Source organism: Mesorhizobium sp. M0518 (assembly GCF_040321125.1).
Taxonomy (GTDB): domain Bacteria; phylum Pseudomonadota; class Alphaproteobacteria; order Rhizobiales; family Rhizobiaceae; genus Mesorhizobium.
Map to the genome: position 1 here is coordinate 240,740 of NZ_JAMYQY010000002.1, position 18,691 is coordinate 259,430.

Here is an 18,691-nt window from a genome sequence, read left to right on the forward strand (position 1 = left end):
CTCACGCGCCTCAATGCCCCCTGGCCACTACGTGCGCTTCAGCATGTGCCTGGAAACCCGTTCACCGAAACGATTTTCAGGTCAACAAAAGTCAACATAATCGTAACACCCCATGGAGTGGCACCGTTTGCATCTTGATTCATTCAAGCGGATTGTTGACCCATTCAAACCCGTCCGAATATGTCCGTTGAGGAGTCAAGTCATTCGTTGAGCGCCGACGATTGCCAAGCCAATTTGCTAGGAATCAGCCGCAGCTCTCCACCTCTCCCAACGATACCGCTGCGCTTCGGCTATCCTATCCTTTCCTCCTTGGGATGTGGGGCCTGTACTCAGCCCACCATGAAACCGACATCTGAGCTTTCCAGGCACAGCTGCGTTTCTGCATTCCGTCCCCCTCCTAGTTTTAGCTTCGCATGTCTCGGTGTAGTCTTGGGCCAACTGGTTCTGTCCTCCATGTTCGATCCTTCGCTCCAACGCGGAACAGGGTAGCTTCGCCGCTCGCGGCAAACATTTTTCAAAATGGTTTAGGTAAGATTTTTTGTTTCGTTGGATTTCCGTCTTGTATGGTCTCTATCTCTGTCTCTGTGTCGATAGGGTATCGATAGGGTATCGATGGGGTATGGATAAGGTATCGATAGGGTAGGGCAGCGACAGGGTCTCGATAGGATGGCTCACTGAGAGCGTTTCAAAGACCCAGCATTTCGGACGATTGCGGTATTATGAATACCCGATTTGAATGGGAGTACCTCTGATTCATCTTTTAGCTTTACTGGGCAAAGCCGCTCAAGCTCGGATAGCGCCGCTCCACGAACTCGCTTGCTTACAATCTTGTCGATTTGCATTATCACGCCAAGCCGATGTTTTTCACGGCGGGTTATCTTTGAACCAGTCGATAATGAAATATTCTTCAGTCTTTGGATCGTAGATGACAAAACGATCTTCGATAAGGACAGTTCGAGCCAATGACAGCTGTTTTTCATTTAGGCGGCTCTCTGCAATGGCATGAGCATCGGGGAGCTGACAGCAGCCCCCACTGGTCTGGTACGGAGACGTAAGCAGGTAAACGTAAAAATGGTGGCTCTCCAGAGCTGGCAAAAGCACGGGCCGCTTCGATCCCGTCCAGCGTCGTAGAAATCTTAGCCGAGGCTCGGCATCGGTGAGAAACAGCGCCTGCAGGCGGTGGAACGCCTCGTGGTAGGCCGCATTGGGCCGGCCGCTGTCCAGCGCGGTACGATTGCGTCTCTAGGCGTGTAGTAGCCGCCGGCGGTGTCCGTCCGGTCGCTCCAAACTCAGGCGCGTCTGCTCGGTGTCACCGTCGACGGCACCCCAGCCGCATAGGCCGATTTCGCTGCCTTGGGGCGTAGACCCTCGAAGGCTTTTCGCGCGAAGTCGCCCGTCTCTTTCGACTGTTGCCGAAGCAAGTCGAGCTCAGAGGGCGTCAGCATCACGGAAGTCGAGGATGTACTCAGCTTCGGAGCGGATGAGGGCCGAAGGCTGGAGATTGAGTTCTTCCCTAACGACATCGCCATACATCCTTCGGCCTCTCGGATTTGTTCTCGGCTCACGGCCATTAATCGGAGAGCACCGCATATACAAGCGTGACTGTACCCCTGAGAGCGCATACGTGCCGTTGTTCGAGCATCTGGAGCGCGCCGTCGAGCTCAAGCGCGCCACGATGATAACGCGGCGGTCCTCACCGCAATGATGCGCGGGAGGTCAAAGATGCGCCGGCGGTTTGAACGCGATCTTCTTCAGCCAGAACTGCTTTTGCTCGAGCGTCGGGCCAGAACCGTATTTTGGCCGATGCCATTTGTGGCCCATCAGCATGGCCACGACCTTTTCGGGCGCCTCCACGGCCGTCAGCCGATCCTCGTATGTGTGCCGCAGGCTGTAGAGAGAGTGGTCATCAGTCGGCAGGAGATTCGCATTGTCAAGAAACTTGTTGACCAAGGCAGAGAGCGAGTCGGCCTTGTCGAGATAGCGCGGAAACCCTTTGGGGTGGAGCTTCATTACGGCGAGCGCGCAACCCACGAGCGGAATGTCGCGCAGGGAGTGGTCTGTCTTCAACACGCGTCCATCGGGCCTCACCTGCACATGTGGCACCGCGTGATCTAGCAAGATGCGGTGCGGCAGAAGGTTCGCCGCCTCCGACAAACGCATGCCGGTGTCCGCTATCAGCAGCACAAGGTGACGGGCCTCCTCGTTGAGTTCCGCCAGCGCGCGGTCGGCAAGGATCTTGTCTTGGACGAAAGCCGCTTCGAAAGCCGCTCGTTGGACCGCGACCTGTCCCGATAGCCGCAATTTCTTGAACACCGGCGGCAAATTCAGCTGATGTGCCATGTCGACAGTGGTCAGCATCTTCGACACGTGGCCAATGTCCTTGTTTGCGGTGCCGATGTCGAGACTTTCCACGCGTATGCGTTTCTGCCACCACTCGCGAAATTGTATGGCGTGGCTCCGGGTGAGGGCGGCTATGTTCATGTCGCCCACAACCTCGATAAGGTTGCCAACGGCGCGCTTTTTCGGATTGCGCCACTTTCGGAGCTGGTTCGGGGACATGGCATTGAGGCTTTGGGCCTCGATCTTCTCGAATTCTGCAACCAGCCCCGTGAGGCGGATCGCCGGCCGCTCCTCACCACCCAGGGCGGCCGCCACCTCCCGCTCGTCCTCAATGACGTTCCTGTCGAGGAGCAGTCTAATGCGGTCGACAATATCATCGCGCGCGCCTTCAGCGAGCTCGGCATTCGTCTGATAGACCAGCCTCAGGGCTTTCGCCCGCTGCTGGGCCGCCTCGAAACGCAAGCGAGCTTCGCCAGATTGACCGTCGCGAAGCCCTCCCCAATACGCATCGAGCTCGACGTGGAGGCGCTGCACTACTTCCTTGGCACGAATGCCACGGGGATCGTTTACGATCGGAATGTCGGTGCTGATGCGGACCAGGACGCGGCGATCGAGCTCGGCGAATTCCTTCGGAACACGGCGAACGAGGTACCAGGTGCCGTCGCGCTTATGCGCCTTTGGCGGATCTTGCAGGGGCGCCAGTTGGCGGAGGAAGTGGGATTCGAACCCACGGTGAGCTTGCACCCACGCCGGTTTTCAAGACCGGTGCCTTAAACCGCTCGGCCATTCCTCCATCGTGATTTTTCAACCACTTGGGTAGCGCGGGGGCCAACCCGTTTGGCCTGTTGGCACCGGATTGGCACCGAAGGCGCTCCCGGCTGGTTCACGCCTCATTCCTGTAAAGCGGCATTGAGGGCTGCGTCAACCACCGCTGCGTCGCTTCCTGCTGTCCTGGGCAGACTCTGAGCTTGTCGGGATCGAGCACCGGGACCATCGCGGTCCAATGGTGCATGAAGAAGAAGCCCGCCGCGGGCGTTGCCCGAGATTGTGAGGCGCTGCAGTGCTTCCATGCAGCGCCCCAGGCAAGGGCGCAGTCCAGCTATCGCCAGAACCATCCTTGCAACCGGGCGGGGCGGGTTAATCCCTATAGGTCAACCTCTTGGGAGAGCTGCGGCATTTCCCCAAAAAATTCAGTTCGCCAAGGGAACAGCTGCTCGTGAGGAAGGCCGAAGCTGCAAATCGGCTCCGGCCTGCGTGTTCCTCAGTCTTTGCAGCTTTCGTCCGCCTTTGCCGCCGCGGCCTTATCACCATGCTGCTGCGCCTCAATGTCCTGCTGCGAGGTTGCAAGATTCTTGTCGCCGCCGCCTTCGGCGCCCGCCAACGGCATCGTGGCGCCATCCTTGGCGGCTGGCTTGCCCGTGCTGTCCGACGCTTTTGGGGTCTCTAAAGGCGCATGAGTTCCATCTTTCGAAATACCGGCGGTCTGTTCGGAATCCGTCCCTGCGTTGGAAGCCGACTTGTCCGGGCATGCGGCGATCGCAGACCCGGCAGAAAGTGACATTGCGATCGCGATTGTCAATGAAGCCATTTTCATCATGCTCGTCCTTCTGTTCGAGTGCCCTGCGGAAGAAACTAGCGGCGCATTTCTTTGTTCCGACGGTCGGTCCGCTGCCCGTCAAAGCTTGGTCAACGGCAGGCATGGGCGGCAGGAGCGAAGCCAGGCTCTTTGTGGCAGAGGGCATCACATCTCTCGCGTGGAAGCACGAAAACCGTTACTTTTCAGAAGGCTTTCACGGTGGAGACGCCACAATCTTGCCCGGTTGCAGCCACAATCGGTTAATACCGTGATAAGCAATTCCTGCGCACAAAGGATCGGGGTTCAAAGGCGTCGTTGTATTGGTCGGGTGAGTGTTTCGGCTTCTTCGACGGTTGGACACGACGTCTAGGTCAAGACTGAAGGGGACATCAGGAAAATGCAGGCTGTGACGCAACCGCGTCTTCGTCGCGCTGCTGCAGTCGCGTTGTTCGCCATGTCGGCCGCCTTGCTGGCGGCTTGTGCGTCGCAGCCCGAGCCGAAAGCGATGGTCTACAAGAAGACCCGCTCCAAAGAATATTTCGCCGAATCCGAATATGGCGTGAAGGCAAGCCCGCGTGTGATCTCCCAGAATGGGCGCATCCAACGTGGCGGCGGCAGGGATCAGCTCGGCAAACCCTATCAGGTCCGCGGCAAGTGGTATTACCCCCGGGAAGACAAGCGCTACGCCAAGGTCGGCCTGGCCTCCTGGTATGGCGACGCCTTCCATGGCCGGCTTACCGCCAATGGCGAAGTCTACGACATGACCCATCTAACGGCGGCGCACCCGACCATGCCGCTGCCGAGCTATGCCCGCGTCACCAATCTCAAGACCGGCAGTTCGGTCATCGTTCGCGTCAACGATCGCGGCCCATATCACGAAGGCCGCATCATCGATGTCTCGGAGCGCGCTGCCCAGATGCTTGACTATGCCAACACCGGCACCGCTCAGGTGAAGGTCGAATATGTCGGCCGCGCGCCGCTCGACGGCGATGACGACCAGTATCTGATGGCTTCCTACCATCCCGGCAACAGGGCGCCAGACCCGTCGGATGGACTGCCGACCGGCGTCATGGTCGCCATGAACGGGCCGTCGCCAAGCCTGCCTGCGGGCGCCGCCGCCGTGCCGTTTCCGGGCCAGTTGACCGATTCCGGCGCTGTCCAGCCGGTCATGTCGACGCAGTCCTCGGCCTATGGCGATCTGGCGCTTCCGGATTTCGGCCCGATCGTGCCGGAGCGCCCGCAGATCAATCTGCCGCCGCAATCACCGTTTGCCGTGGCCTCGCTGTCCTATGCCGACGAGCGGGTCGAACGCGCCTCAAATGCCTTCGCCGCAATGGGTAGCGACGGCATGTCGCCGGCCGACGTGCTCCAATCGTGGAAGCGGCAGCCGCCACCGGCCGGTCCGTCCACCGACTACGTTGCTGCCGGTTCGTTCGAGGATGCCGGAGAAGCCAAGCGTATTGCCGCTCAGCTTGCCGCCTTCGGCAAGATCGAGATCCAGCGTTCGGAACTCGACGGCGAGGATTGGTATTCGGTCAATCTCTATCCCGATGGCCATCACAACCTGGATGATTTGCTGCAGGCTGCCTGGTCGCATGGCGCTCCCGATGCGCTGGCTGTGCGCAACTGAGCACAAGCCAGGCTGGATTTCCGCTACGCGGTTGATCCGCCGTGCAAAAAGCCCGATACTTTTTGCGGGCTTGCCGGCGGTGCCGGCCAACGGGTCGAACATCATGCAATTGCGCTTGCTCCCGCTCGCCGGGCTTCTGGTTTTTGGCCTGCTGCTGTTTTTCCAGGCTCCGGCCGGTGCGCAGCTGTTCGAGACCAAGGCCGCACAGGCCTTCATGATCGACGCCGAGACCGGGACGGTGCTGTTTTCCAAGGATGCCGACAAGCCGATACCGCCGGCCTCGATGGCCAAGCTGATGACCATGGAAGTGGTTTTCAACGCCATCAAGTCCGGTCGCCTGAAGCTCGACGATACGTTCGTTGTCAGCGAAAACGCCTGGCGCAAGGGTGGCGCGCCTTCGGGAACATCGACAATGTTCGCCAAGCTCAAGTCGTCGATCCGGCTCGAAGACCTGATTCAGGGCGTGACCGTGCAGGCGGCCAATGACGGCTGCATCGTCATCGCCGAAGGCATGTCGGGATCCGAGGACAATTTTGCCGCGCAGATGACCGAACGGGCCCGCCAGATCGGCCTCAAGACGTCGACTTTCGTCAATTCGACCGGCCTGCCGGCGGATGGCCAACAGACGACCATGCGCGAGCTGGCGCAGCTCGCCCTGCACCTGTGGCGCGATTATCCGGATCTCTATCGCTATTACAGCCAGAAGGATTTCACCTGGAACAAGATCTCACAGAGGAACCGCAATCCGCTGCTGGCGATGGACATCGGCGCCGACGGCCTGGCGGTCGGTGCGAGCGAGGCAGCCGGTTTCGGCATCGTCGGTTCGCTCAGCCACAATGGTACCCGCGTGATCGCGGCGATGAGCGGGCTGGCCTCGGACAAGGAGCGCGCCGAGGAAGCGCGAAAGCTGCTCGACTGGGGTGTCCGCTCGTTCGAGAAGACTGAAATTTTCGCCAAGGACGAGGTGGTTGGAGAAGCCCAGGTTTTCGGCGGAGCGAAATCCGGGGTGACGCTGAAGGCCAAGGGTCCGATCGACATTTTCCTGCCGATCACCAACCGCGACAAGCTGACGGCCAGGATCGTCTACAACGGCCCGGTTGCTGCACCGGTGGAGGAGGGGCAGCCGGTGGGTGCGCTGCGCGTCTGGATCGGCGATACGCTCAGCCAGGAGACACCGCTTTTCGCCGCCGAATCGATCGGCGTCGGCACGCTGCCGCAGCGCGCACTCGATGCCGTCAAGGAACTGGCGGTCGGCTGGCTGCGATAACGCATATCACTCAAAACCAGCCATGGTTTTGGGGGCGACTGCACAAGGGCAAAAATTGACGGCATGGACGTTTGGCCGAACGCGGACTATCTAGAGCGCTACAATCCCATTCAGCCATGGACAAGAAGGCCTCTCGGTTGGCACGCGGTTTTTTCATCACCTTCGAAGGCGGCGAGGGGGCAGGCAAGTCGACGCAGATCGAGCGGCTGGCCAGGAAGATGCGCGCCAAGAAATACGATGTGCTGCTTACCCGCGAACCCGGCGGCTCGCCGGGCGCCGAAGCCGTCAGGCATGTGCTGCTTTCGGGCGCGGCCGAACCGTTCGGACCGAAGATGGAAGCGCTGCTTTTCGCCGCCGCGCGATCCGATCATGTCGAGCAGCTCATCCGGCCGGCGGTCGAGCGTGGTTCCATCGTGCTTTGCGACCGCTTCCTCGATTCCTCGCGCGTCTACCAGGGCGTCACCGGCGGCATCGATTCGGCGTTCATGGATGCGCTGGAGCAGGTCGCCATCAACGGCATGATGCCGGACATGACGCTGATCTTCGACATCGATCCGGCGGAAGGCCTGAGGCGCGCAACGCTGCGGCGCGGCACCGAGGCAGTCGCCGACCGCTTCGAAAAGGAGACGCTGGCGATCCATCAGGCCCGCCGCGAGGCGTTTCTGGCGATCGCCAAGGCCGAGCCGGAGCGCTGCATCGTCGTCGACGCAGCCGCCGAGCCCGACGCGGTCGAGAACGTCGTCACCGCGGCGGTGTTCGCGGCACTGGCGGCGAGAACGCCGGCACGCGACAGGCAGGCAACGCCGGCATGATCTTCGAACGCATCGCACCCGAGCAGCACGACACGCTCGACGGCGTGCCGGAGCCCTCCGAAACGCCCGTTCTGGTCGGGCATAGCCAAGCTGCAGGCGTGCTCACCGCCGCTTATCGTGCGGGCAAGCTGCCGCATGCGCTGATCTTCTCCGGGCCAGTCGGCATCGGCAAGGCGACGCTCGCCTTCCACCTTGCGCATCATCTGCTGAAGCACCCGGATTTTGCGCAGGCGCCGGAAAGCCTTGCCACTGCCGATCCGGCTTCGTCGCTGTTTCGCCAGATCGCCACCGGGGCGCATCCTTCCGTGCTGCATCTGACCCGGCCGCTGAACGACAAGACCAAGAGTTTCAAGACAGTCGTCACCGTCGATGAGATACGCAAGGTCAGCCGCTTCCTGTCGCTGACCTCGCACGACGGCAGCTATCGGGTCGTCATCGTCGACCCCGCCGATGACATGAACACCAATGCGGCCAATGCGTTGCTGAAAAATCTTGAAGAGCCGCCGGCACGGACTCTGTTCATCCTGATTGTCCACGCGCCGGGCAGCCTGCTGCCGACGATCCGGTCGCGCTGTCAGGTGGTGCGATTGAACCCGCTCGACGCCAACGACCTGATGACGGTGCTGGAAACGACCGAGCCCGCGCCGCCTGACGATCCGGCGGCTCGCGCGGCACTGGTCGGGCGGGCAGGGGGCAGCGCCCGGAACGCGATCCTGTTGACGCAGTATGGCGGGCTGGAGATCGCCTCCACGCTCGACGCTCTGGTCACCGGCAGAAAGAGCGATGTCGGCGGCGCGTTTCGCCTCGCCGAAGCCGTGGCTGGCCGCGATCAGGCGATCCAGTTCGATATCTTCAACCGCCGGGCGCTGGACCTGTTGTCGGACGCGGCAAGTCAGGCAGCACTGGCGGGCGATCTCGCACGGGCCAAAACGTTGTCCGACACTTGGCATGAGGCGCTGGACGCTATATCTGAGACCGATACCTACAATCTCGACAAGAAGCAGCACGCCCTGATCATGATCGACCGCCTGAATTCTGCAATGCGAATGTGACTGGGTTTCCTGGATCGGGATGGCAAATGCTGCCTCGATACGATATCCACCGCCACGCCTTTCCATTCAGACATTCATGACGGTTCCTTCATGTCACGCGACAAGTTCTACATCACCACCCCGATCTTTTATCCGAACGGCAAGCCGCATATCGGCCACGCCTATACGGTCATTGCAACCGACGCCCTGGCACGCTTCCAGCGCCTGGACGGCAAGGACGTCTTCTTCCTGACCGGTACCGACGAACACGGCCTGAAGATGCAGCAAACGGCCGAGAAGGAAGGCATAACGCCGCTGGCGCTGGCCGACCGCAATTCGGCGATTTTCCGCGCGATGACCGAGGCGATGGGTGGCTCGAACGACGACTACATCCGCACGACGGAACCGCGCCACTACGAATCCTGTCAGGCGATCTGGAAGGCGATGGCCGCCAATGGCGACATCTATCTCGACCGTTATAGCGGTTGGTATTCGGTGCGCCAGGAAGCCTATTTCGACGAGAGCGAGACGACGCTCGGCGAGGATGGCGTGCGTCGCGAACCGCTCGGCTCGCCCGTCGAATGGAACGAGGAAGAAAGCTATTTCTTTCGGCTTTCCGCCTATCAGGAAAAATTGCTGGCCCTTTATGAGAGCCAGCCAGACTTTATCGGTCCCACCGAGCGCCGCAACGAGGTGCTCAGCTTCGTCAAGTCCGGGCTGAAGGATCTGTCGATCTCGCGCACCACCTTCAAATGGGGCGTGCCGGTGCCCGGCGACGACAAACATGTGATGTATGTCTGGGTCGACGCGTTGACCAACTACATCACCGCCGCCGGCTATCCCGACACAAAGGCCGAGCAATGGCGCTATTGGCCGGCCACGCACATCATCGGCAAGGACATTGTCCGCTTCCATGCGGTCTATTGGCCGGCATTTCTGATGTCGGCGGGCATTGAGTTGCCGAGCCGCGTTTTCGCGCATGGCTTCCTGTTCAACCGCGGCGAGAAGATGTCGAAATCGGTTGGCAACGTCGTGGATCCATTCGCGATGGTCGAGCACTACGGCCTCGACCAGGTGCGCTACTTCTTCCTGCGCGAGGTGCCCTTCGGCAACGACGGCAGCTACAGCCATGACGCGATCGTCAACCGCACCAATGCCGATCTTGCCAACGGCCTCGGCAACCTTGCGCAACGCTCGCTGTCGATGATCGCCAAGAACTGCGGCGGCGTGGTGCCGCAGCGCGGCGACCTGACGGATGCAGACAGAGCAATCCTGGATCAGGCCGTCGCCGCTCTCGACATCGCGCGCAAGGCGATGGCCGAGCAGGGCATCCATCTGGCGCTGGCGGCGATCTTCGGCGTGGTGGCGGAAGCCGATCGCTACTTTGCCGGCGAGGCACCATGGGCGTTGAAAAAGACCAACCCTGCGCGCATGGAAACGGTGCTGTGGACGACCGCCGAAGTCGTGCGCCGCGTGGCGGTGCTGTGTCAGCCCTTCACTCCGGGATCGGCCGCGAAACTGCTCGACCTGTTGGCGGTGCCGGCGGAGAGCCGCGCTTTCGCGCATGTCCATGCTGACCATGCGCTGGTGCCCGGCACTGCGTTGCCCGTACCGGAAGGGGTGTTTCCACGTTATGTCGAACAGCCGGACGCGAACGTCTGATGCTCGTCGACAGTCACTGCCATCTCGACTTTCCCGACTTCGCCGAGGAGCGGGCGGCCATCGTCGCCCGCGCGTTAGCCGCCGGAATCGACCGTATGGTGACGATCTCGACACGCGTGAGGCGGTTTCCGCAAGTACTTGAGATCGCTGAAACTTTCGACGAAGTCTATTGCTCTGTCGGCACTCATCCGCACAATGCGGCCGAAGAGCTGGATATCACGGTCGAGGAGCTTGTGCGGCTATCCGCGCACCCGAAAGTGGTGGCCATCGGCGAGGCCGGGCTGGACTACTTCTACGACAAAGCGCCCCGCGATGCGCAGGCGCAAGGCTTTCGCACCCACATATCAGCCGCGCGCGAGACCGGCCTACCGCTGGTCATCCATTCGCGCGACGCCGACGACGACATGGCAGCGATCCTCAAGGCCGAAACGGGGAAGGGCGCCTTCCCCTTCATCCTGCATTGCTTTTCTTCCGGACATCGGCTCGCCGAAATTGGCGTCGCTCTCGGCGGCTACATGTCGTTCTCGGGTATCCTCACCTTCAAGAATTCAGCTGAGTTGCGCGCCATTGCCGCCGATGTGCCGCATGACCGGCTGCTGGTCGAAACCGACGCGCCCTATCTGGCGCCCGTGCCGTTTCGCGGCAAACGCAACGAGCCCGCCTATGTCGCGCACACGGCCAAGGTGCTGGCCGAAACCATCGGCGTCAGCGAAGCTGAAATCGCTGATTTGACGACGGATAATTTCTTCCGGCTGTTCGGCAAGATGCCGCGGCCTGTAGAGCAAAGTGCCTGAACGATGACCGACCGGCTGCGCCTCACCATTCTCGGCTGCGGCTCGTCCCCAGGTACGCCGCGCATCACCGGCGACTGGGGCAATTGCGACCCCGACAACCCCAAGAACCGGCGCACGCGTGCCGCCGCACTCGTCGAGCGGATCGCGGCGAACGGCAGCCGCACGACTGTCGTCATCGACACGGGGCCGGATTTTCGGCAGCAGATGCTGCTGGCCGGCGTTAAACGTGTCGATGCGGTCGTCTATACCCACCCGCATGCCGACCACATCCATGGCATCGACGATCTGCGCGGTTTCGTTCTCGATCAGCGCCAACTGATCGACGTCCATGCCGACAGGGCGACGATGCTTCGGTTGCGGGAAGCGTTCGGATACTGTTTCGAGACGCCGCAAGGCAGTTCCTATCCGCCGATCGTCAGGCCGCATCTCATCGACCACACCAGGCCGGTGGTCATCGAAGGAGAGGGGGGTACCCTCACCCTTGAGCCGCTGCCGCAGATCCACGGCGACATCGTATCGCTCGGTTTCCGCATTGGCGGTCTCGCCTATTGTCCCGACATCAGCGACTTTCCGGAACCCACCGCCGAACGGCTGCGCGACCTCGACGTGCTGATCATCGACGCGCTGCAGTACCGGACGCATCCCAGTCACCTGTCCCTTGGCGAAGCGCTTGAATGGATCGAGCGGCTGGCGCCGATACATGCGGTGTTGACACATATGCACGTGCCGCTCGACTACGCCACGGTGATGGCCGAGACACCCGCCAACGTCGAGCCGGCCTATGATGGGATGGCGATTGAAATCCCTTACGAATCAGCGTGATGCGAATAGACTTTCATACAGGCTTTCGGTTCATTGGTGCGAATATCAGCAGCGTTCCGATCCGTTCGTAGCCCATCCGGGGATAAAGCAGAGCCCCGGCGTGGGTTGCAGCCAGCACCGAGCACCTCGACCCACGCGCCCGATCGTCGTGCAACATTTTCGACATCAAAGCCTGGCCAATGCCGCGACGCCGGTGCGAAGGCTCGACATACATGCTCGAACACCACGTGGCTTCCACGGCATCCAAGCTGCGCACGCGCCCAACGATATCGGCGCCATCGACTGCCACATACTGGCGCAACGGCGCGCTGTCGCCGAGCAAATGATCCGGGATCGGCTGTCTGCGGATGATCTTTCCCAACTGCGCCGCCGCCCGTTCGGCTGTCTGCACGCGTTCGACCGAAGCAACCGCAACCGCTGGCGGGCTCGGAATCCGGCGCAACCGGTGGACGAAAAAACCTTCGGTCCGAAGCAGCCGGTAGCCGAGAGCTTTGTAGGCGGTTCGTGTCGGCCCGTCCGGATCCTCGTTCGCGATCACAACGGAAATGGCAAAGCCCGGCCGTGCATGCTGCCGCACGACGGCATCGGCTTCTTGAGCGGCGACGTCATGGACGACCCATTCTTCGCCGCGGTAGTCACGAAGATTCTTGCGCTCGGCATCGCGCATCAGCCACAAGCGTCCAACGCGGCTGGCCTCGTAAGGAAAGGTGCGGCTTCCAGTTCTTGACCGATGCGTTAGTTCCATAATCTATCTTATGCGACTTTTGGATGCGGCGGCAATAGCAATAGAGTGTATGCGTCGTGACGGCTTTGCTTCGTGGGAGCCAAAATGAATTGGTGGTTCCAACGCGCGGCTGTCGGCGGCGTGCTCGACCCCATGTCAGTTGGGGCGATCAGGCTCCCTATTCCAGAATAACGGTGGCTTCCACCTCGAAAAGCATGGGGTCGATTGCAAGCTTGGGAACGGGAACCAGTGTCTGCGCCGGCAACGCCTCGCCGAACATGTCCTTGACGTTCCTGGTTAACACATCGAGCTTGGACATGTCGTGGTCGACCACGAAGACCGTGAGCTTCGCCACCTGATCCGGCTTGGCGCCGATGCCCCCGAGCGCCGCATGCAAATTTGCGTAGGCCTGCTTAACCTGGACGGCGAAATCGGGTGACAAGGCTCCTGTGCTGTCTTGGCCGCCCTGCCCGGAAATGTAGGCAATCCGAGCTCCGCGCGGTGCGATCACGGCGGTGCTGTAGCCATTCGGCGACGGGTCGTAGAGCGTCTGTGGATTGATGATGGTCAGCTTGAACTCGTTCGCCGGCGACGCAGTGGGAACTGCAATGGTCATGATGATTAGCCCTCCGATAAGCAGATGCTTGATTGCGCGTGACATGATTTCTCCTGGCTCTGCTGACTGCGAACAACGCACTCGCCGCCGGCATGAACTTTAAACCAGATCGCTCATACGATGAATCGTGCGATGTACGAGTCATCGTATGGTACATCGTACTAGTCAAGCGATCAGCGTCGACATTCCTGACGGTGCCTGCCAAAATCGACGTTCGGCCAGCAAGGAAGACAGATGGCAGCCAAACCCCGCAGTGCCAGCAAACGATCGCAACGGACAAAGCTTCAACCCATCCAGGAGGCGAGCAGCGAGCCGCCGCTGTCTCGAGAGCGTATCGTGGCGATCGCCGTGGAACTGCTGGACGCCCAGGGCATAGACGGATTGACAATGCGTCGGCTGGCCGATCGCCTCGGCTCGGGTGTGATGAGCCTGTATTGGCACGTTGACAACAAGGAGGATGTCTTTGATCTAGCACTCGATTCGGTGCTCGAACATCGCGGATCGCCTGAAACAGGTGAGTCTCCGGACTGGCGTGGAGACGTCGTTCATATGCTCGAAGACTGGCGCGCCAGAATGTTGCGCCATCCTTGGTCGGCATCGCTGTTGCCGCGCCGGGCGCTCGGCCCGAACATTCTCAGCCGCCTGGAAATGTTGAGCAAGACCTTGTCCAGAGCCGGTGTTGCCGACGCGAATCTGAACGCCGCGATATGGTCGCTCTGGAATTATGTGATGGGCGCCACCCTCACCCGGGCAAGCTTCGACCTCTCGGAAGAAGACAGGGCAGCCGCACAGCAGCGTCTTACACACCTCAGCGAACACTACCCGACAATCGAACGCTCTCGTCTGCTGTTGGACAACGATTGGGATGGCGCCTTCCGAAAAGGCCTCGACTTCCTGCTCGATGGGCTGTCGCCAAGATAGAATTCCGGCGGCTACGCCCGGAGTAGACCGGATGGCGCTGCTTTGCCAGTTTGACGCAATAGCTTCCCAATCCACATCATCACGTTTGGCTCGCCGCCAAGGCGGCGCAGGCAGCGGGCAAGCCCCGGTGCTCGATCCCATCGCGGCGGTGGCTGGCGCGGCTGCATTGCAGCTGAATTGGTGCAGCTGGCGATGTCGTCGTTACGCGTTGCCAAACGCTGGCCGGAATCCTCTCGGCAAGTCGATCTTTTGCGCAAACCTTTTTGCCTGACATGCGTTGTTTCCTCTCCAAGCCAAGGAGACGATCATGCAGATGAAGTCGGAAATAGCCGGTGAAGCGGCCAAGCAGCGCCATATCCAACGTGGCGTCGATGCCAAGGACAAATCGAAAGGCGGTGGGAAGCAGCAAGGCGCCATGCAGGCTGGCGCCCGTGAATATCCCGAGCCCCCCTTCCCCGAGCAACATCAGCCCAAACCGGGGCACGAATGGGCGCTAGAGCCGGAGCCGCTGTACGATGCGCCGTACTATCTCGGATCGAAAAAACTCGACCAAAAGGTAGCACTCATCACGGGCGGCGATTCCGGCATCGGCCGCTCGGTGGCGGTGTTGTTCGCCCGCGAGGGCGCCGACGTCGCGATCGTCTATCTGGCCGAGGACAAGGATGCTGAAGAGACCAAATCAGCGGTGGAAAAGGAGGGACGACGCTGCATCCTGGTCAAGGCCGATGTCAGCGAACGCAGCCACTGCCACAAGGCGGTCATGGAGACCGTTGAAAAATTCGGTCGCATCGACGTGCTGGTCAACAACGCTGCGTTCCAGATCCATTCCAGCGATTTCGGCGAGCTGACCGAAGAACATTTCGACACGACGCTGAAGACCAATCTTTACGGCTATTTTCATATGGCGCAGGAAGCGGTGCCGCACATGAAGCCAGGTTCGGCGATCATCAACACCGGTTCGGTAACCGGTATCGACGGTTCAAAACAACTGGTCGACTATTCGATGACCAAGGGCGGCATCCATGCCTTCACGCGGGCCCTGTCGGGCAATCTCATCGGCAAGGGCATAAGGGTGAATGCGGTCGCACCGGGTCCGGTGTGGACGCCGCTCAATCCGTCGGACAAGGAAGCCGACGACGTCTCGAAATTCGGCGCGGACACGCCAATGAAACGACCCGCGCAACCGGAAGAACTCGCGCCGGCCTATGTGTTCCTCGCTTCGCCGCATTGCTCGAGCTACATCACCGGCGAAATCTTGCCGGTCGTCGGAGGGTACTGAGGATGGCCGGAATGAAATCCATGAGCAAGGAGTAGGATGGATGGGCCGTCTGCTTTTCATGGTGGCGCTCACTTGTGTAGCGTACCGCATCTACACGGAAATCGCAGGATCTGCTCGGCATGCGCCGCAGGATGACGATGAGGCGCTGCGCAAGCAATCAACGGCCTTGGGCGTCGACCCGTCTCGCTGACGGAGTGGAAACCTGCCAGCAATCCGGCCGGCCGAGTTACCAGCCGGCCGGATTGCAGCCCTATTCGGCTGCCTGCAGGTTGATCTTGCTTTCCGCCATTTCGGTGAGCTTGCGATCGGTCGCCTGTTCTTCCCTCAGGTTCTTGGCCAGCACATTGGCGCAGTCGGTGCGGCCGAGTTGCTTGGCCCAGGCGATGAGCGTCCCGTAGCGGGTCATCTCATAGTGTTCGACGGCCTGCGCCGAAGCAATCAGCGCCGCGTCGAGAACCTCCTTGTCATCGACGTCACCGCTCACATCGTCGGCCTCCTCGAGAATACCGTCGATTGCCGGACAGTTGACCTCCTTGGCCTTGACGCCATGCAACTCAAACACCTGTTCGACGCGCTCGATATGGCCTCTCGTCTGGTCGAGGTGTTTTTCAAATCCGGCTTTCAATTGCGGGTCGGTTGCCTTGTCGATCATCTTCGGCAGCGCCTTCTCGATCTGCTTTTCGGCGTAATAGATGTCGCGCAGCGTGTGCACGAAGAGATCGTCGAGTGTCTTGATGTCCTTCGAAAAGAAGCCCATGGCCTTACCTTTCATTGCGCTTGGTGTGGATTTCGGCGACGGGGTTTGCACGCCGCCAGCAAAGACCGGGACGGTTCCCGGCTTGTCTGGTCAACGTACCGGCACCGAAGGAGTTCCTGATTTCCGAGGGCGAACCGCCCCTCCTCCACCTACGATCCGGTCGGTGGGGAGCCTTTGTCTCGATCACACGTTCTAGCCACAGGGCAACCGGAACGAGAAGGGTCGGCGGAATGTATTTCATTGCATTGGCGGCAGACTATGACGGCACGCTGGCTCATGATGGGATCGTCCCCAAGAAGACGCTCGCCGCGCTTGAGCGGTTCAAGAAAAGCGGCCGCAAGCTGGTTCTCGTCACCGGGCGTGAACTGCCCGATCTCAAGCGCGTCTTTCCCGAGCTTAGCCTCTTCGACAAGGTCGTCGCTGAGAATGGCGCGATGATCTACACGCCGGCCAGCGAGGAAGAGCGGGTGATCGCCCCATCGCCCGAGCCCAAATTCGTCGCCAGATTGAAGCGGCAGGGCGTCAAGCCGCTTTCGGTCGGGCGATCGATCGTCGCGACCTGGGAACCCCATCAGGCGACCGTGCTCGATATCATCAAGAAGATGGGTCTCGAACTGGAAATCATCTTCAACAAGGGCGCGGTGATGATCCTGCCGAGCGGCATCAACAAAGCCACCGGGCTCGCTGCGGCCCTTCAGGACCTTCGACTTTCGCCGCACAACGTCGTCGGCGTCGGCGACGCCGAGAACGACCACGCGTTCCTGCAAGCCTGTGGCTGCAGCGCCGCCGTCGACAATGCAATTCCGGCGGTCAAGGATACAGCCAACCTGGTCATGCGTGGCGCCCGCGGCAAGGGCGTGGAGCAATTGATCGCAAAGCTGATAAAGCGTGATCACGCGATAGTGCCGAAGCGCCATGACGGCATCGTTCTTGGGTCGTCTGGCGGCGATGATGTCTACCTGTCGCCGAGCGACACGATCCTCATTGCCGGGAGTTCCGGCATTGGTAAATCCACCTTGGCCACCGCGCTGACGGAACGCTTCGTCGAAAGTGGTTTTCAGTTCTGCGTCTTCGATCCCGAAGGCGACTATGACGGCCTCGAAGGCGCCGTTCGCCTGGGAGACGGCTCAAGCGCGCCGACAAAGGCGCAGGTGCTGGATCTGATCGCCAAGGCCGACAGCAACATTGTCGTCAACGGATTGGCCCTGCGCGTCGACGAGAGGCCGGATTTCTTTGCCGACCTGCTGCCTGGCCTGAGCAGTTTCCGCCGGCGCACCGCGAGACCGCACTGGCTCGTCATCGATGAAGCGCACCATCTTCTGCCCAAGCGGCGCGACGATACGCGGGCGGTCCTTTCATTGGAATTGCCGGGCACAATCTTGATCACCGTTCACCCCGAGGCGATCTCGACAGACGCCTTGCGCCTTGTGACAGCCATCATTGCGCTTGGCCCCAAGGCGAAGGACGTGGTGAAGGTCTTCTGCAAGGAGACTGGCATTGAGCCGCCAAAGGACATCCCCAGCCCCAAGGGCGCGCGCGTGCTGTTCTGGCGGCCGCAGGCGGGCAAGAAAGTCAAGACGGTCAAGGTGGTGGAACCACGTCAGTCACTCAAGCGGCACAGCCGGAAATATGCCGAAGGCCAGCTCGACGAAGCCGGCAGCTTCTATTTCCATGGCCCTGACAATGCGATGAACCTCAGGGCTCACAATCTGATGATCTTCGCTCAGATCGCCGAGGGCATAGACGACAAGACTTGGGAGTTTCACTTGCGCACCGGCGACTATTCCAAATGGTTTCGACATCAGATCAGGGACAAGGACCTGGCGCGCGAAACCGCCGAGGCGGAAGAGGACAAGACCCTGTCGGCGCAGGAGAGCCGCAAGCGGGTGCTTGACGCTGTGCGCCGACGTTACACGGCTCCGGCCACAGCCCCGGAGTGACACTCGAGAGCCAAGGCAACTAAGCTATCGCTGCACGCGAAAACTTTTTCAGTCAGGCAACGCCGCCACCGCGACAATCGATGTCGGCTTGCGCAAGCGCTGCAATCCCGATCACCTCGGAGGGCGGCGGGTTGTTATAGCTGCAGTGCTTCGCGCAATGCTCGGCAAAGAACTCGTCCCGTACGTCGAGACGAAAATTGGGTGAACTTAGAACGCCGCCATCGGGAAATGGCCCCTTGATGAAGAAGGTCAGCCGGATGAGATAGTCGAGCGCGCTGCCGAGTTCTTCCAGATCTGATTTGATGTTCGCCAAAATTGCGCGCCACTGTGCCGCCGCATCGCCAGGGAAGCCCCCTCCTCTCTTTCCGGCAGGATCGTAATTTTCGGCGGTTGCCGTATTGCCGCAGAGGTAGACAAATCCCTTTGCTCCGGTGATGACCGTGCCTTTTCCCCACGGCATCAACCTGCCGTTTTTGAATTTCCTATGGGTTACGAGTTCCATGCTCCGTCCAGAGCTCTT

At 60.7% G+C, this 18,691-nt stretch carries 18 protein-coding genes and 1 tRNA gene; 11 read left to right on the forward strand and 8 right to left on the reverse strand.

The features are described from left to right. Positions 1-237: 237 nt before the first annotated feature. The 4 genes from NKI66_RS04110 to NKI66_RS04125 form a co-directional block, all read right to left on the reverse strand. Positions 238-507, reverse strand: coding sequence for an HGGxSTG domain-containing protein (locus NKI66_RS04110; protein WP_352441490.1), 270 nt, complete (start codon positions 505-507; stop codon positions 238-240). Positions 508-1,716: 1,209 nt separating this feature from the next. Continuing rightward, positions 1,717-3,084, reverse strand: coding sequence for an integrase (locus tag NKI66_RS04115; protein ID WP_352611758.1), 1,368 nt, complete (start codon positions 3,082-3,084; stop codon positions 1,717-1,719). Continuing rightward, positions 3,044-3,133 (reverse strand) — tRNA-Ser (locus NKI66_RS04120). The genes NKI66_RS04115 and NKI66_RS04120 overlap by 41 nt, the downstream gene beginning before the upstream one ends. 468 nt (positions 3,134-3,601) lie before the next feature. Continuing rightward, positions 3,602-3,937 carry a hypothetical protein gene (locus NKI66_RS04125; protein ID WP_128304492.1) on the reverse strand — a complete coding sequence of 112 codons (336 nt, stop codon included), beginning with the start codon at positions 3,935-3,937 and terminating at the stop codon, positions 3,602-3,604. Between the two features lie 376 nt (positions 3,938-4,313). On the opposite strand from NKI66_RS04125, the gene NKI66_RS04130 reads away from it, so the two are divergent. The 7 genes from NKI66_RS04130 to NKI66_RS04160 all read left to right on the forward strand — a co-directional run bounded on the left by NKI66_RS04130 (position 4,314) and on the right by NKI66_RS04160 (position 11,934). Beyond that, positions 4,314-5,546, forward strand: coding sequence for a septal ring lytic transglycosylase RlpA family protein (locus NKI66_RS04130; protein ID WP_023811949.1), 1,233 nt, complete (start codon positions 4,314-4,316; stop codon positions 5,544-5,546). Between the two features lie 103 nt (positions 5,547-5,649). Further along, positions 5,650-6,813: a D-alanyl-D-alanine carboxypeptidase family protein gene (locus NKI66_RS04135; protein ID WP_164892962.1), complete on the forward strand. Its 1,164-nt coding sequence runs from the start codon at positions 5,650-5,652 to the stop codon at positions 6,811-6,813. 137 nt (positions 6,814-6,950) lie between these two features. After that, complete coding sequence (gene tmk / locus NKI66_RS04140) at positions 6,951-7,625, forward strand: dTMP kinase (RefSeq protein ID WP_023811951.1); 675 nt, start codon at positions 6,951-6,953, stop codon at positions 7,623-7,625. Continuing rightward, positions 7,622-8,677 carry a DNA polymerase III subunit delta' gene (locus NKI66_RS04145; protein ID WP_023811952.1) on the forward strand — a complete coding sequence of 352 codons (1,056 nt, stop codon included), beginning with the start codon at positions 7,622-7,624 and terminating at the stop codon, positions 8,675-8,677. Before tmk ends, NKI66_RS04145 begins: the two co-directional genes overlap by 4 nt. Positions 8,678-8,767: 90 nt before the next feature. Continuing rightward, on the forward strand, positions 8,768-10,318 hold the full coding sequence (gene metG, locus NKI66_RS04150; protein ID WP_023811953.1) for a methionine--tRNA ligase: 1,551 nt from the start codon (positions 8,768-8,770) through the stop codon (positions 10,316-10,318). Continuing rightward, a complete protein-coding gene (locus NKI66_RS04155; RefSeq protein WP_352630687.1) occupies positions 10,318-11,112 on the forward strand; it encodes a TatD family hydrolase in 795 nt (264 codons plus the stop codon). The genes metG and NKI66_RS04155 overlap by 1 nt, the downstream gene beginning before the upstream one ends. Before the next feature lie 3 nt (positions 11,113-11,115). Beyond that, a complete protein-coding gene (locus tag NKI66_RS04160; protein WP_023811955.1) occupies positions 11,116-11,934 on the forward strand; it encodes an MBL fold metallo-hydrolase in 819 nt (272 codons plus the stop codon). 13 nt (positions 11,935-11,947) lie between these two features. Here the strand turns inward: NKI66_RS04160 and NKI66_RS04165 are convergent, their stop codons facing one another. Both NKI66_RS04165 and NKI66_RS04170 read right to left on the reverse strand, forming a co-directional pair. Beyond that, positions 11,948-12,601, reverse strand: a complete 654-nt coding sequence (locus tag NKI66_RS04165) for a GNAT family N-acetyltransferase (protein WP_352630685.1) — start codon at positions 12,599-12,601, stop codon at positions 11,948-11,950. 235 nt (positions 12,602-12,836) lie between these two features. Further along, the gene (locus NKI66_RS04170) at positions 12,837-13,319 is read right to left on the reverse strand and encodes a RidA family protein (RefSeq protein ID WP_023811957.1); all 483 of its coding nucleotides are present in this window, start codon (positions 13,317-13,319) and stop codon (positions 12,837-12,839) included. Positions 13,320-13,508: 189 nt separating this feature from the next. Here NKI66_RS04170 and NKI66_RS04175 point away from each other — a divergent pair, with 189 nt between their 5' ends. The 3 genes from NKI66_RS04175 (at position 13,509) to NKI66_RS04185 (ending at position 15,664) form a co-directional block, all read left to right on the forward strand. After that, positions 13,509-14,195 carry a TetR/AcrR family transcriptional regulator C-terminal domain-containing protein gene (locus NKI66_RS04175; RefSeq protein ID WP_023811958.1) on the forward strand — a complete coding sequence of 229 codons (687 nt, stop codon included), beginning with the start codon at positions 13,509-13,511 and terminating at the stop codon, positions 14,193-14,195. Positions 14,196-14,502: 307 nt separating this feature from the next. Next, the gene (locus NKI66_RS04180; protein ID WP_023811959.1) at positions 14,503-15,474 is read left to right on the forward strand and encodes an SDR family oxidoreductase; all 972 of its coding nucleotides are present in this window, start codon (positions 14,503-14,505) and stop codon (positions 15,472-15,474) included. A 40-nt stretch (positions 15,475-15,514) separates the two neighbouring features. Further along, positions 15,515-15,664, forward strand: a complete 150-nt coding sequence (locus NKI66_RS04185; RefSeq protein WP_023811960.1) for a hypothetical protein — start codon at positions 15,515-15,517, stop codon at positions 15,662-15,664. Positions 15,665-15,724: 60 nt separating this feature from the next. On the opposite strand, the gene NKI66_RS04190 is transcribed toward NKI66_RS04185, so the two are convergent. Then, positions 15,725-16,231 (reverse strand): YciE/YciF ferroxidase family protein, encoded by a 507-nt coding sequence (locus NKI66_RS04190; protein WP_023811961.1) that lies wholly within the window; start codon positions 16,229-16,231, stop codon positions 15,725-15,727. 230 nt (positions 16,232-16,461) lie between these two features. Between NKI66_RS04190 and NKI66_RS04195 the strand changes: the two genes are divergently transcribed. Next, the gene (locus NKI66_RS04195) at positions 16,462-18,171 is read left to right on the forward strand and encodes an HAD family hydrolase (protein ID WP_352751003.1); all 1,710 of its coding nucleotides are present in this window, start codon (positions 16,462-16,464) and stop codon (positions 18,169-18,171) included. Between the two features lie 52 nt (positions 18,172-18,223). Here NKI66_RS04195 and NKI66_RS04200 read toward each other — a convergent pair whose 3' ends face one another. Continuing rightward, complete coding sequence (locus NKI66_RS04200; RefSeq protein WP_352751005.1) at positions 18,224-18,673, reverse strand: RidA family protein; 450 nt, start codon at positions 18,671-18,673, stop codon at positions 18,224-18,226. Between the last annotated feature and the right edge of the window lie 18 nt (positions 18,674-18,691).

What these genes read in the sequence shown, in the direction of transcription:
- NKI66_RS04135 (WP_164892962.1), top strand. Translation starts at nt 5,650, where the DNA reads ATGCAATTGCGCTTGCTCCCGCTCGCCGGGCTTCTGGTTTTTGGCCTG.
- NKI66_RS04165 (WP_352630685.1), bottom strand. Translation starts at nt 12,601, where the DNA reads ATGCGCGATGCCGAGCGCAAGAATCTTCGTGACTACCGCGGCGAAGAA.
- NKI66_RS04160 (WP_023811955.1), top strand. Translation starts at nt 11,116, where the DNA reads ATGACCGACCGGCTGCGCCTCACCATTCTCGGCTGCGGCTCGTCCCCA.
- metG (WP_023811953.1), top strand. Translation starts at nt 8,768, where the DNA reads ATGTCACGCGACAAGTTCTACATCACCACCCCGATCTTTTATCCGAAC.
- NKI66_RS04200 (WP_352751005.1), bottom strand. Translation starts at nt 18,673, where the DNA reads ATGGAACTCGTAACCCATAGGAAATTCAAAAACGGCAGGTTGATGCCG.
- NKI66_RS04190 (WP_023811961.1), bottom strand. Translation starts at nt 16,231, where the DNA reads ATGGGCTTCTTTTCGAAGGACATCAAGACACTCGACGATCTCTTCGTG.
- NKI66_RS04145 (WP_023811952.1), top strand. Translation starts at nt 7,622, where the DNA reads ATGATCTTCGAACGCATCGCACCCGAGCAGCACGACACGCTCGACGGC.
- NKI66_RS04175 (WP_023811958.1), top strand. Translation starts at nt 13,509, where the DNA reads ATGGCAGCCAAACCCCGCAGTGCCAGCAAACGATCGCAACGGACAAAG.
- NKI66_RS04180 (WP_023811959.1), top strand. Translation starts at nt 14,503, where the DNA reads ATGCAGATGAAGTCGGAAATAGCCGGTGAAGCGGCCAAGCAGCGCCAT.
- NKI66_RS04125 (WP_128304492.1), bottom strand. Translation starts at nt 3,937, where the DNA reads ATGATGAAAATGGCTTCATTGACAATCGCGATCGCAATGTCACTTTCT.
- NKI66_RS04195 (WP_352751003.1), top strand. Translation starts at nt 16,462, where the DNA reads ATGTATTTCATTGCATTGGCGGCAGACTATGACGGCACGCTGGCTCAT.
- NKI66_RS04170 (WP_023811957.1), bottom strand. Translation starts at nt 13,319, where the DNA reads ATGTCACGCGCAATCAAGCATCTGCTTATCGGAGGGCTAATCATCATG.
- NKI66_RS04185 (WP_023811960.1), top strand. Translation starts at nt 15,515, where the DNA reads ATGGGCCGTCTGCTTTTCATGGTGGCGCTCACTTGTGTAGCGTACCGC.
- NKI66_RS04130 (WP_023811949.1), top strand. Translation starts at nt 4,314, where the DNA reads ATGCAGGCTGTGACGCAACCGCGTCTTCGTCGCGCTGCTGCAGTCGCG.
- NKI66_RS04155 (WP_352630687.1), top strand. Translation starts at nt 10,318, where the DNA reads ATGCTCGTCGACAGTCACTGCCATCTCGACTTTCCCGACTTCGCCGAG.